A 12,515-nucleotide genomic window follows, 5' to 3' on the forward strand; every position below is an offset into this window, starting at 1 on the left:
AAATCCAAACAGCACGTTCGATCCACAAACAGTCCACCGGACTGTTTGCTTAACGATCAAACCTCGTCAGGCTCATAACCTGAAGGTCAGAGGTGCAAAGCCGTAAGCAGTTCGTGAACTGGCCCCCATTTAGACCGGGCACCTTGGCCTGACCAAGGAGGCTTAAGGATAGCCTTAAGCACATGCTCATGTCTGAGATTGAAATCATCACCGACGGTGGCCGCCGTCGTCACTGGTCTGCGGCTGACAAGCTGCGGATCGTAGAAGAGACGATGTTTGAGGGGCAGAGCATCTCTGCTGTTGCGCGTCGCAATGGTGTGGCTCCCAATCTTCCGTATCGTTGGCGCAAGCTCATGCTCGAAGGGGGAAGCATCGCCTTGGCCGCAAATGACAGCGTCACCGGAAACAAGACGGTCCGTGGCATGGAGGCTCGCATTCGGGAACTTGAACGCCAGCTCGGGCGCAAGACGATGGAAGTAGAAATCCTGAAGGAAGCCCTCGACAAGTCACTGGCAAAAAACCGACCTTGCTTGCGCTGTCGCCGAAACGGCACGATTTGCTATGAAAACCGTCGCCGATATTTTGGAGGTCTCCCGTTCCAACCTGCATGACCGGGTGAACGGGAGCGCAAAGCCGCGTCGGGGCTATCATAAAGCCCAAGATACGGCGGTCCTGCCACACATACAGGCGTTGGTGGCGAAGCGTCCAACCTATGGATATCGCCGCATCACGGCGCTGCTGAACAGGGAGCTGCTTACGCAGGATTTCACACCAGCTTCGTATCCCTTGATCTTCCCAATGATCTGTTCGTCACTAAAACTGCGTTTCATAGCCCATCCTTTGCTTGGACCGATTGCTAACACCACAATGGTCTAATTTCAGGGGGCTCGGTCACTTGAACGTCACAGGTGCAAATCCTCTCCCAAAACCAGTATCCAACGCCATTCACAAAAACTGCACCTTAAAGTGAACTGCGTGGCACCCGAACTCCTTTGTTTCCGCTACCCGCGCGCGCTCAATCCGCTAGGTCAAATAGGAACTAAATAAGGTGGCGGATTGCAGGTATGGAAAGCGGTCAACGGGTGATCAGGGCGAATGGGAGAGGCTCGGTGATGCAGCAGGCTCGGCTGTGGTCGGGTTTGATCTTGTTGGCATATGCGACCGGTCATTTCATCAACCATGGCCTTGGGTTGGTCTCTCTGGCCTGGATGGACAGGATGCTGTCCGTCATGTCCTATGTCTGGAGTTCTGTTCCCGGTACGGCTCTGCTCTATGGGTCCTTCGCCGTTCATATCCTGTTGGGCGCGCTTAGTATTCTAAGCATTCGCAGTCTGAAGATGCCGTTTTGGCGCTGGTTTCAGATCCTATTGGGGCTGGCGATCCCGTACTGGCTGGTCAGCCATGTCATTGTCACGCGCGGGTCCGAGGTGTTGACCGGGGTGCCGGTCAGCTACCTGCAGGAGCTGTCTTTGCTTTGGCCCGTGTCGGCGGTCAAACAGAATGCCCTGCTTCTGCTGGTCTGGGTGCACGGGATGGTCGGGGTTCATTTTTGGCTGCGATCCAAGTCCTGGTATAAGGACGGGCTGTTGATCCTTCTGCCCGTCGCGGTGGCGATTCCGATTGTGGCCATTGCGGGTTGGATGGTGGCAGCGCAGCGCGAGCTACTGCGTCTTGGGCTTGCACCAGACGGTTCCGAAGTGGCAGGTTTGGCTGTGCGGCTGAGTGAGGTGCGTGGGGCGGTTTCATCTTATCAGACAGCGGCTCAGGGATGGGTCATCATTATTCTTAGCGCGGTGTTGCTGCTTTTCGGGCTGTTGTATTTCGCCATGAACCTGCGCAAACGGGTTCAGGTGTCTTACGGTCGGGACCTTGTGCTGGACGCGGCGCCGGGCAAGACGCTGTTGGATGTCAGCCGCGACAACGGCATTGAGCATATGTCGATTTGCGGCGGGCGGGCGCGCTGTTCGACCTGTCGGGTGGTTGTCATGTCGGAACAAGACGGGCTCAGCCCGGTTGGGCCGGCCGAGCGCAAGCTGCTGGACAAGATCAATGCCGAGCCAAATATGCGTCTGGCCTGTCAGGCGCGTGTTGTGGGTGATGTCGATGTTCGGCCTCTGATCCAACCGCGACGCGCGTCGTCGACGCCTCTGAAATCGGACCCGTTTGGATGGGGGGTCGAACGTGAGGTCAGCGTGCTGCACCTCAAGATCAAAGAGTTTCGGCCATTCGTGGACAAAGCTCTGCCCTATGATGTGATCTTTGTGCTCAACCAGTTATTGGACCTGATGGTCGAGCAGATCGAGTTGCAGGGCGGCGTTGTCGACAAATTCACAAATGACGGGCTGACGGCCGTTTTTGGCCTTGAGACTCACAAGACGCAAGCCGCGCGTGCGGCTCTGTCGGCGGCGGCGGAGTGTCAGTTGCTGCTGCAGGACGACAGCGGTCTGCTGGACAAACAGCTGGTTCAGCCATTGTCTGTTGCTATTGGCGTTCACTCGGGGCGGGCGGTGATCGGGCGCGTGGGAAAGAGCTCGGCGCAGGTAGCCCCCAGTGCCGTGACCGCGATTGGCAATGTCTCGATCACAGCCGAGGCGTTTGAGACTGTGGCGCGGAAAGTGGATGCCGCCATTGTTTATTCAAAATACATGCACGAGATGTGCGGGCTGGGCATTGCCGAGATGTTGGGTCAGACTCACGGAATTGCCATTCCGGGTGTCTCGGGGCAGGTCGAGGCAGTCATCGTGAAAAACAGCGGGCCGTTGCGAAAGAAACTGAGACTCTCCTGACGCGCGACCTTAGCTTAACGGGTAGACCGGAGGGGTCAGCCCGGATTGGAACCAGTTGACGAAGGACACGATTGAAAAGACGGGCAGGCCGGTCGCCTTTTGTATGTCCGACGCGTAAGGGCACATATTGGTGCATTCCAGCACAATCGCGCCCAGATCCGGGGTGACGGCTTGCAGGGCAAGCGAAGCCTCGACATTATCCGAACGGGCTTTCTCCACGTCCAAAGCCTCTTCATTGCCCAGAATGGCGCGGGTGAATTCCTGGCCCCCTTCGGTTGTGCCAATGGGCGTATCGGCCGGAACCTGGGCAAGGAGCAGGTGGTCGTCGCTTAAGGATGAGGCCGAGATTGTCAGGACCCCTGCGCGTTTTCCTGCGGGCAGGATACGGTTCACCATTCCCACCTGCATCAGCGAAGAGGTGGCAACTGGCACCGGCACGGCCTGCGCAAGTTCATTTTGGAAAAGCGACAGGAAGCCGCAATTGGTGGTAATCCCGTCCGCGCCATCGCGGACCAGTTCCCGGGCGGCGTCGATGAACGCGTCCAGCATGCCATCGGCCTTGTGCCGCACCACCCGATCTGGCGAGGCCTCGCGGACGATGCGGTAGAGCACGGGAAAGGGCCAAGTCTGTGCATTGCCCATGTCGCCGGGAATGCGGGGAAACCGGGCGTCCAGCATCAGGATTCCGACCGATGCGCCGTAGATGGATTTGCCGCCCCTCGCGATCATGTCTTGGCCTCCTCGATGATGCGGCTCGAGATGTTCTCGGACCCTTCCATGTAGATGCTGGATATTCCTTCACGCACGGCGTCTTGAACCTGATCCATCCGCTTGGCGATATGCGTGCCCAGTATGTCGGCCGCCTGATCTCCGTTGCGGTCCATCAGTGCCTGCATGACACGTTTATGCTCATCTTTCGAGCGATGCACCCGGTCCATGCTCATGGATATCCAGCGGATATACCGGATGCGCTCGTTGATCCGCATCAGGGTCTGAAGCAACTCGTTGTTGCCGGATAGTTTTGCGATCCCCAGATGGAAGGCCTCGTCCCGGTTGACGGCGTCTTCGACGGTCAGGCCGGTGATGTCAATCCCGGTCTCATACAGCTCAGTGCAGAGCGCCTGCAGATCGCCATCCGTCGCCTTCACGCATGCCGCGCGCACGGCCGCTACTTCTATGATCTGGCGCAGTTCGAACAGATCGAAAACGCTTTCAGCGTCCAGCGGGCGGCAAAAAAAACCCTGACCGGGGCGAAAATCGAACAGCCGTTCAGCGACGAGCCGGTTTAACGCCTCGCGCAGGGGGGTGCGGCTGACCCCAAGGTCTCGGGACAGCGCGACCTCGTTCAACCGGTCGCCGGGACGTAGCCGGAAAGACACCGCCATCGCCTTGACCTGATCATAAATGTCATCAACCCGTGGACCTGCCATGACCTTCGTCCTTTTTCCTGATCGACAGGTGACACAGGCATGTCTTGAAATCAATATACAATACTGTATACAGGTCTGTGCGCAATTTTGAAGCCATAGGAGCGACATGCAATGACGGGCACAAACCATCTGACCGGAGCGGAAGCCATGGTGCGTATGCTCGAAGCGCATGGGGTGACGCATATGTTCGGCCTGTGTGGGGATACCACGTTGCCGTTCTATGATGCGCTGGCCCGGATGGACCACGGAATTCAGCACATTCTGACAAGAGATGAACGTCACGCAGCCTATATGGCCGATGGCTATGCCCGCGTGACAGGCAAGCCGGGCGTGTGTGAGGGCCCTTCCGGTGGTGGCGCGACCTATATTCTGCCGGGTGTGGTTGAGGCCAACGAAAGCTCTGTTCCGATTCTGGCAATCACGTCGGATGTGGCGACAACCAGTCGGGGGAAGTACCCTTTGACGGAACTGGACCAACCGGCGCTGTTCAAGCCGTTGGCGAAATGGAACGCATCGCTGGATGACGCGACTCGTCTGCCGGCCATGGTTCGCGCGGCATTCCGCGCGATGACGACAGGCACACCCGGCGCGACACATCTGGCGCTGCCGTTTGACACTCAGAAAGCGCCTGTGGACGAGGCCGAAATTTGGGCGGATGCGCGGCATCGCAGCTTTCCGGCCGAGAGGGCGGGGCCGGACCCGGATGCGATTGAAGCCGCTGCCGAGATTTTGGCGCAGGCGAAATCCGCTGTGGCGGTGTGCGGGGGCGGCCCGGTTCTGTCTGGCGCTGAAGATGCGTTGCGCCGGGTTGCAGCCCTGCTGGACATGCCGGTTGCCACCACAGTCTCGGGTCAAGGTGCGATTGCTGAAACTGATCCGCTGGCCCTGGGCGTGGTGGGGTCGAACGGCGGTGTGCCTGCGACCCGCGCCGTGGTGGACGCTGCCGATGTCGTCTTGTTCATAGGTTGCCGCGCCGGGTCGGTCACGACCGAACGCTGGCGCAGCCCCGGACGCGATGCCACTATCATCCATATCGACAGCGACCCGATGGTGATCGGCGCGAACTATCCGACCGAGGTCGCGATCTGCGCCGATGCTTGTCTGGCGCTTGAGGCCTTGGCGGATGCGCTGCAGGCTCGTCGGGACTTGCCCAATCTGGGTGGCACGGCCAAAGCCCGCGCCGCATGGGAGGCCAAGCTGGCCGCCTTCGCCCCTCTGGCCGCCAGTCGCGAAACGCCGATCCGCCCCGAGGCGGTGATGGCCGCGCTGATGGAAATCCTCGATGACGATGCGATTGTGGTCGCTGATCCCGGCACGCCGTGCCCCTATTTCAGTGCGCATTATCGCTGGCGCAAGCCGGGCCGGCAGTTCATCACCAACCGGGCGCACGGGGCTTTGGGCTATTCGCTGGGGGCTGCCATGGGCGCGCATATGGGCCGACCCTCGGTCAAGACACTGTCGGTCATGGGCGACGGTTCGTTCGGGTTCACCTGCGGCGAGTTCGAAACCATGGTGCGGCACAACATGCCGATTACGTCGATTGTGTTCTCGAACTCGGTCTTTGGCTGGATCAAGGCCGGGCAAAATGCGGGTTTTGGTCAGCGGTATTACAATGTTGATTTCAACCGCACCGATCACGCAGCCGTGGCCGCCGCCTTTGGCGTTAAATCATGGACGGTCCGGGACCCCGCCGATCTGCCTGGTGTTCTGCGGCAAGCCATCGAACATGACGGCCCGACATTGGTCGATATCCATTCGCAACCCCTTCACGAAGCAGCGGCGCCGGTCTCGGAATGGGTCGCGTAAGAGGCGATTGACGGGGTGAGCTGGGCCAGAAACTCCTGCGCTATCGTAGACAGGGGGCGTCCTTTGGCGGTGATTATCGCAAGGTCCAGCATGACGGCCGGCCGGAAGGGACGGGTCAGGTATCCGTTTTCACCGTCGAAGGTGACGGTAAACGGGTCGATCATCGCCACGCCCATACCCTGTTTGACAAAACTCAACAGGTTTTCCGAAAGATGAGTGTGGATTTGCGTCCGCCACGTGCGTCCTGCAGCTTGAAAGATATCGCGGGTCCGGCGGTGGGTCTGATGTTCCGGGCCCATGACGATGAATGGCTCGTGCTCAAGTATCTCGGGTGTCAGCACCTCATGCGCTGCCAGAGGACTGGTGTCCGGGAAAGTCGCCATCGTTTCAAATCGGAACACCTGATAATTCAGCGTATCATGCAGTATTGGCATCTCGACAATGCCGATCTCGAACAGGCCCGAGATCACCCATTCCTGAATTTTCGAGGAGTATTGCGATTGAAAGCTGACCGACAGGTTGGGTCGGCTTTGCGCAAAGCGGGCGATTTCGCGCGGCATGAACCCAAACGACAGCAGATGCGGAGCTGCAACCTGCAACTGACCCGGGTGCTTGTTCTGCAAATCCGACACCGCCTGCGCCACGTGATCCAATCCGCGCACGACTGTATCGACCTCGCGATACAACAGCTCGGCCTCGGGTGTTGGCAACAAACGCCCCTTGGTTCTTTCAAACAGCGGCAACCGCGCTTCGCGTTCCAGCTGAGCCAACAGGTTGCTGATGCCCGGTTGCGAGATGCCCAGCACCGAGGCAGCGCCAGTCACGGTGCCGGTCTCCATGATGGCGTGAAAGGCCTGCAATTGACGAAAGCGGAGAGACATAAGTCAGCCTATCATTTTATCTGATGAAGTGCCGAAGAAATAGTATTTGAAATGATATGCCGGTCAAGGCAGGCTGATGCCACTGGCAAGGGGTGCAATGGGCGATCTGGAGCAGACAATCATCGGGTATGACCTGTGGCACCTGAAGCTGCCGGTTACATCCCGTCGCGATCATGGGATAGGATCCGTCGAAGGTGCGTGCGAAATTGTCATCCTGCGGCTGAGATCCGAGGACGGAACCGAAGGCTTTGGCGAGGCCTCGCCCTGGTCCGTGTTCACAGGTACGCCCGAGGCCACCTATGCCGCGCTGAACCGTTATTTGCGCCCGCTTGTTGTTGGTGCGCGGGTTGGGGACCGGTCTGCGATAATGGCGCGCGCGGCTTATGCCGTGGCTCATTGTACCGAGGCGAAGGCGGCATTGGAAACGGCCCTTTTGGACCTTGCGGGCCGAATCTGCGGGGTGCCGGTCTGGTCCCTGCTGGGGGGCCGCTGCCGAGGAACGATCCCGCTCAGCTGTTCGATTGCGAACCCCGATTTCGGGCAGGATATCGATCTGTTGGCGCAGCTGCAGGCTGATGGCATCCGGATCGTGAAGCTCAAGACAGGGTTCAAGGACCACGCGTTTGACATCATGCGGTTGGAACATCTGGCGCAGTCCCATCCCGATTTCTCTGTCCGTGTGGACTATAATCAGGGTCTTAGCATCGAAGAGGCTCCGGCGCGGGTGCGGGATGTGGCACAGTTCGCCCCGGATTTCATCGAGCAACCCGTCCGCGCGCACCATTTTGGCATGATGGCCCAGTTGCGCGGGATGACCGATGTGCCGCTATTGGCAGATGAAAGTGTCTTTGGCCCCGAGGATATGGAACGCGCTGCGCGCGAGGGCATTTGCGACGGTGTGTCGGTTAAAATCATGAAATCTGGTGGTCTGACCCGCAGTCAGACGGTCGCGCGGATGGCGGCGTCACACGGCCTGACGGCCTATGGTGGTGATATGTTCGAAGCCGGTCTGGCCCATCTGGCAGGTACGCATATGATCGCGGCAACCCCAGAAATCACGCTGGGCTGCGAGTTCTATCAGGCGTCCTACTTCCTGTTTCAGGACATTCTGGAAGAGCCGTTCCCGGTCCGCAACGGTCAGGTGGCTGTTCCCGACGGCCCGGGGTTGGGCGGCAGGCCGGTTGTGGCCAAACTGGATCACTACGCGGTGGCAAGGGCGGTGGCATGAGCGACAAAAAAACCATAGCCATCATCGGTGCAGGAATTGTCGGAGTGTCCGCCGCGGTCTGGCTGCAACGCGATGGTCATGACGTGATCCTGATCGACAAAGCGGGACCGGGCGAGGGCACATCCCACGGCAATGGCGGGGTGTTGGCATCCTGCTCGATCGTGCCGGTGACGGTTCCCGGTCTGCTTGGGAAAGCGCCAAAGATGCTGTTCAGCCGTTCTCAGCCGTTGTTTCTGAAATGGGGGTACCTTCCCAAATTGCTCCCGTGGCTCAGGCAATATCTGAGCCACGCGAACGTCGCCGATGTTGAACGGATTGCGGCTGCCCTGACGCCCATTGTCGGAGACAGCTTGAATGACCACAAGGCTCTGGCGGCAGGGACGGGCGCTGAAAAGTGGATTGTGCCGTCAGATTATCTGTTCCTTTATGGCAATCGGGCCCAGTTCGAAGGTGACGCGTTTGGCTGGGGCATCCGGCGCAAGCATGGTTTTCAGTGGGAAGAACTGGAGGGCAAAGCCTTTCACGATTATGATCCGGTTTTCAGCACGGATATCGGTTTTGCCGCCAAGCTGTCAGATCATGGTCACATCACCGATCCGGGGCGTTATGTGAAGGACCTGGCCGCGCATGTCGAGAAGAATGGCGGTCGGATCATTCGTGCCCATGTCGAGGACGTACTACGCGACAATGGGCGTGTTACAGGGGTGCGAACGGGTGCCGAGACCATTCCCTGCGACAGCGCGATTGTGACGGCCGGGGTCTGGTCGGGGCCTTTGGCGAAACGATTGGGGGTTTCTGTTCCCCTTGAAAGCGAACGCGGCTATCATCTTGAATTGGTAGAACCTTCTGCCATGCCGCGTAGCCCGGTCATGGTGGCATCAGGCAAATTTGTTGCCACACCGATGGACGGGCGCATACGTTTGGCAGGGATAGTTGAATTCGGCGGGTTGGACGCCCCGCCCTCACGCGCACCGTTTGAGTTGATGCGCAAGAATGCCCGGGCCGCCTTTCCGGGCGTGACATGGAAGGAGGAAGTGGAATGGATGGGGCACAGGCCTGCCCCGGCGGATTCGATCCCGGTGATCGGAGCGGTTCCGAGGATTAACGGTGCCTATATGGGTTTTGGTCACCATCATATCGGTTTGACCGGTGGCCCAAAAACAGGACGCCTGTTGGCGCAGATGGTCGCGGGCCGGACCCCGAATACGGATATGAGCGTCTATGCACCCTCGCGTTACGCAACATAAGAAATGGCCGGTGAACACCATCGGCAACTGGAAATTCAATAGGGAGAATACGATGAAAAAACTAACAAACCTAATGGCAGCAACTGCTTTGACTGCAGCGTCAGCCGCACCCGCTCTGGCCGAAAAATGGGATATGCCGATGGCTTACTCGGCGTCGAACTTCCACTCGGCCACGGGGGCAGAGTTTGCCAAATGCGTCACCACCGGCACAGGCGGCGAGATCGAAATCGTCACCCACCCTTCGGGCTCACTGTTCAAAGGAGCGGACATCAAGCGCGCGATCCAGACCGGGCAGGCCCCGATTGGTGAACGCCTGCTGTCTGGCCACCAGAATGAAAACGCGCTGTTCGGGTTTGACTCGATCCCGTTCCTGGCAACCTCGTTCGACGACAGCGCCAAGCTGTGGGAGGCCGCAAAGCCGTCCATTGAAAAGCTGCTGGCCGAACAGAACCTGACGCTGCTTTACGCGGTACCTTGGCCGCCGCAGGGGCTGTATTTCAAGAACGAGGTCAACTCGGTCGCGGATATGGAAGGCATCAAGTTCCGCTCGTATAACAACGCCACCTCGCGTCTGGCCGAGCTGACAGGGATGCTGCCTGTGACCATCGAAGCGGCCGAGATCAGCCAGGCCTTTGCAACCGGCGTGGCGGATTCGATGGTGTCGTCGGGATCGACCGGGTACGACCGTAAGGTCTGGGAAAGCCTGAATTATTTCTACGAGGTCGACGCCTGGCTGCCGCGCAACTACGTGATGGTGAACTCGGATGTCTGGTCGGGCGTGTCGGACACCAACAAGAACGTCATCAAAGCCTGTGCCGAGTTGGCTGAATACGCAGGCAACTGGCGCGCCAAGGAATATACCGGGTTCACGCTGCAAGGTCTGCGTGACGGCGGCATGACCGTTGGCCCGGCTTCGGATCAGATGGTGGGCGAGCTGAAAGAGATCGGCGTGACCATGACCAACGAATGGCTGGAAGCCGCAGGGGACGAGGGCAAGGCCATCGTCGATGCGTTCCAGTCCTCGCAGTAACTGCGCGGGTGGGCGGCGGAGCAAACTGCCGCCCACAAACAAATCATAACACAGCGGGGACGGTATGGCGGCATTGCGAGGACTTCGGTCCGTACTGGATTTCATCTATCTGGCGGCAGGGGTTCTGGCGGCGCTCAGCCTGATCTCCATCCTGCTGCTGATCGTGGTGCAGATGCTGGCCCGCTGGACCGGAGAGGTTTTTCCTGGCGCGCCCGATTATGCCGGTTATGCAATGGCCGCAGCATCATTTCTGGCCTTCGCCAACGCCCTGAACCGGGGCAGTCACATCCGCGTGTCGATCCTGTTGAACGCGGTGTCCGACAAGGTTCGCCGGATCCTTGAAATCTGGTGCTTTGCCATCGGAGCCGCTGTGATGTGGTATTTCTGCTGGTACGCCTACCGCTTTGTCTACTGGAGCTGGAAGTTCAATGACGTCAGTCAGGGGCAGGACAGAACGGCGCTTTGGATACCTCAATCCACCATGCTGATCGGGGCCGTTATCCTGGCCATCGCCCTGACCGATCACCTGTTCCATGTGCTGTTCAAAGGCGATCACCGGATCACCCGCGATCTGGCTGATCAGAGCCACGGAGAATAAGAGCATGGAAAACCTGTCTGTCATCATCCTCTTCCTCTTCGTTCTGTTCACCCTTCTGGGCAGCGGTGTCTGGGTCGGGCTGGCCCTGATGGGCGTCGCCTGGGTCGGGATGGAGCTGTTCACGACCCGACCCGTCGGTGACGTGATGATCACGACCATCTGGTCGGCATCGTCTTCCTGGACCCTGACCGCGCTGCCGATGTTCATCTGGATGGGCGAGATCCTCTATCGAACGCGATTATCCGAGGACATGTTCAAGGGCCTGTCGCCATGGATGGCCCCGCTGCCCGGCGGTCTGGTGCATACGAATATCGTGGGCTGCACCGTCTTTGCCGCCGTGTCGGGCTCATCCGCGGCCACGCTGACCACGGTCGGCAAAATGTCGATCCCGGAACTGCGCAAGCGCAATTATCCCGAACGGATGATCATCGGTACTTTGACCGGTGCTGCGACGCTGGGGCTGATGATCCCGCCATCGCTGACGCTGATCGTCTATGGGGTCACCATCAACGAATCCATCACCAAGCTGTTCTTTGCGGGCATCCTGCCGGGGCTTGTGCTGGCCGCGATGTTCATGGGCTATGTGGCGATCTATTCGAAGCTGGGCAAGGATTGGCAGCCGAATGAGGAAGGCAAGCTCAGCTTCTCGGAAAAGGTCAAGAACTCGCGGTTTCTGCTGCCCGTGATCCTGCTGATCATGGTGGTGATCGGGTCGATGTATCTGGGCTATGCCACCGCGACCGAGGCTGCGGCCTTTGGCGTGATCGGCGGGCTGTTGCTTGCGGCAGGGCAGGGATCGTTGACGTGGAAGACCTTTACCGAAAGCCTGATGGGCGCCACGCGCACAAGCGCGATGATCGCCCTGATCCTTGCGGGCGCGGCCTTTCTGTCGCTGTCGATGGGCTTTACCGGCCTGCCGCGCGGACTGGCTGATCTGATTGCGGGTTGGGAGTTGACGCGGTTCGAACTTTTGATGGTCCTGCTGGTGTTCTACATCATCCTTGGCTGCTTCCTGGATGGAATCTCGTCCGTGGTGCTGACCATGGCCGTGGTCGAGCCGATGATCCGCGACGCCGGGATTGATCTGATCTGGTTCGGCATCTTCATCGTGGTCGTGGTCGAGATGGCGCAGATCACGCCGCCCATCGGGTTCAACCTGTTCGTGATGCAGGGCATGACCAACCACGAGATGAGCTATATCGCACGCGCGGCGATTCCGATGTTTCTGATCATGGTGCTGATGGTCTTCATCCTGATCTGGTTTCCCGACCTTGCCACCTGGCTGCCTGAAAACCTGCGGCAGAGCCCGGGCGGGTAGGGCGGTTGCGTGAACCGCTCTGCCCGTTGGAGTAGTCCCCTGGCTGATCTGGGTTCAGGCAACCGCCTTTTGGCGCGTGGCGAAGTCGAACTCGGCGTCACGAAACCGCAGGTTGTCACGCGAAAGCTGATCGACGCGGGTGACGCCCATCAGCTTCATGTCGCGCTCGATCTCGGCCCGCATGAGTCCCA

At 59.3% G+C, this 12,515-nt stretch carries 10 protein-coding genes and 1 pseudogene; 8 read left to right on the top strand and 3 right to left on the bottom strand.

Annotated elements, in window-relative coordinates; translation table 11 throughout:
* Window positions 1–182: 182 nt before the first annotated feature.
* Both ACR0K4_RS22700 and ACR0K4_RS22705 read left to right on the top strand, forming a co-directional pair.
* Window positions 183–795, top strand: a pseudogene (locus tag ACR0K4_RS22700) (transposase); the annotation flags it as partial.
* Window positions 796–1,112: 317 nt separating this feature from the next.
* Entirely contained in the window at window positions 1,113–2,786 is a 1,674-nt protein-coding gene (locus ACR0K4_RS22705) for an adenylate/guanylate cyclase domain-containing protein (protein ID WP_480855891.1), read from the top strand.
* A gap of 9 nt (window positions 2,787–2,795) precedes the next feature.
* Here the strand turns inward: ACR0K4_RS22705 and ACR0K4_RS22710 are convergent, their stop codons facing one another.
* Window positions 2,796–3,515, bottom strand: coding sequence for an aspartate/glutamate racemase family protein (locus tag ACR0K4_RS22710; protein ID WP_480855884.1), 720 nt, complete (start codon window positions 3,513–3,515; stop codon window positions 2,796–2,798).
* Entirely contained in the window at window positions 3,512–4,216 is a 705-nt protein-coding gene (locus ACR0K4_RS22715) for a GntR family transcriptional regulator (protein WP_480855885.1), read from the bottom strand. Before ACR0K4_RS22715 ends, ACR0K4_RS22710 begins: the two co-directional genes overlap by 4 nt.
* A 111-nt stretch (window positions 4,217–4,327) precedes the next feature.
* Here ACR0K4_RS22715 and ACR0K4_RS22720 point away from each other — a divergent pair, with 111 nt between their 5' ends.
* Window positions 4,328–6,022: a thiamine pyrophosphate-binding protein gene (locus ACR0K4_RS22720; protein WP_480855886.1), complete on the top strand. Its 1,695-nt coding sequence runs from the start codon at window positions 4,328–4,330 to the stop codon at window positions 6,020–6,022.
* On the opposite strand, the gene ACR0K4_RS22725 is transcribed toward ACR0K4_RS22720, so the two are convergent.
* On the bottom strand, window positions 5,983–6,903 hold the full coding sequence (locus ACR0K4_RS22725; RefSeq protein ID WP_480855887.1) for a LysR family transcriptional regulator: 921 nt from the start codon (window positions 6,901–6,903) through the stop codon (window positions 5,983–5,985). The genes ACR0K4_RS22720 and ACR0K4_RS22725 overlap by 40 nt on opposite strands.
* A gap of 97 nt (window positions 6,904–7,000) precedes the next feature.
* Here ACR0K4_RS22725 and ACR0K4_RS22730 point away from each other — a divergent pair, with 97 nt between their 5' ends.
* The 5 genes from ACR0K4_RS22730 to ACR0K4_RS22750 all read left to right on the top strand — a co-directional run bounded on the left by ACR0K4_RS22730 (window position 7,001) and on the right by ACR0K4_RS22750 (window position 12,324).
* Window positions 7,001–8,131 (top strand): enolase C-terminal domain-like protein, encoded by a 1,131-nt coding sequence (locus ACR0K4_RS22730; protein ID WP_480855892.1) that lies wholly within the window; start codon window positions 7,001–7,003, stop codon window positions 8,129–8,131.
* Window positions 8,128–9,378, top strand: a complete 1,251-nt coding sequence (locus ACR0K4_RS22735; RefSeq protein ID WP_480855888.1) for an NAD(P)/FAD-dependent oxidoreductase — start codon at window positions 8,128–8,130, stop codon at window positions 9,376–9,378. Before ACR0K4_RS22730 ends, ACR0K4_RS22735 begins: the two co-directional genes overlap by 4 nt.
* A gap of 52 nt (window positions 9,379–9,430) precedes the next feature.
* Window positions 9,431–10,408, top strand: a complete 978-nt coding sequence (locus tag ACR0K4_RS22740; protein WP_480855889.1) for a TRAP transporter substrate-binding protein — start codon at window positions 9,431–9,433, stop codon at window positions 10,406–10,408.
* Between the two features lie 64 nt (window positions 10,409–10,472).
* Complete coding sequence (locus tag ACR0K4_RS22745) at window positions 10,473–11,006, top strand: TRAP transporter small permease (protein ID WP_480522259.1); 534 nt, start codon at window positions 10,473–10,475, stop codon at window positions 11,004–11,006.
* Window positions 11,007–11,010: 4 nt separating this feature from the next.
* The gene (locus ACR0K4_RS22750; protein ID WP_480855890.1) at window positions 11,011–12,324 is read left to right on the top strand and encodes a TRAP transporter large permease; all 1,314 of its coding nucleotides are present in this window, start codon (window positions 11,011–11,013) and stop codon (window positions 12,322–12,324) included.
* The last annotated feature ends 191 nt before the right edge of the window (window positions 12,325–12,515 follow it).

The sequence above is a fragment of the Ruegeria sp. K11 genome, from assembly GCF_056531905.1.

Bases quoted from the DNA above. Each gene is read 5' to 3' on its own strand.
- ACR0K4_RS22705 (WP_480855891.1), top strand. From the start codon at position 1,113: ATGCAGCAGGCTCGGCTGTGGTCGGGTTTGATCTTGTTGGCATATGCG.
- ACR0K4_RS22710 (WP_480855884.1), bottom strand. From the start codon at position 3,515: ATGATCGCGAGGGGCGGCAAATCCATCTACGGCGCATCGGTCGGAATC.
- ACR0K4_RS22715 (WP_480855885.1), bottom strand. From the start codon at position 4,216: ATGGCAGGTCCACGGGTTGATGACATTTATGATCAGGTCAAGGCGATG.
- ACR0K4_RS22720 (WP_480855886.1), top strand. From the start codon at position 4,328: ATGACGGGCACAAACCATCTGACCGGAGCGGAAGCCATGGTGCGTATG.
- ACR0K4_RS22725 (WP_480855887.1), bottom strand. From the start codon at position 6,903: ATGTCTCTCCGCTTTCGTCAATTGCAGGCCTTTCACGCCATCATGGAG.
- ACR0K4_RS22730 (WP_480855892.1), top strand. From the start codon at position 7,001: ATGGGCGATCTGGAGCAGACAATCATCGGGTATGACCTGTGGCACCTG.
- ACR0K4_RS22735 (WP_480855888.1), top strand. From the start codon at position 8,128: ATGAGCGACAAAAAAACCATAGCCATCATCGGTGCAGGAATTGTCGGA.
- ACR0K4_RS22740 (WP_480855889.1), top strand. From the start codon at position 9,431: ATGAAAAAACTAACAAACCTAATGGCAGCAACTGCTTTGACTGCAGCG.
- ACR0K4_RS22745 (WP_480522259.1), top strand. From the start codon at position 10,473: ATGGCGGCATTGCGAGGACTTCGGTCCGTACTGGATTTCATCTATCTG.
- ACR0K4_RS22750 (WP_480855890.1), top strand. From the start codon at position 11,011: ATGGAAAACCTGTCTGTCATCATCCTCTTCCTCTTCGTTCTGTTCACC.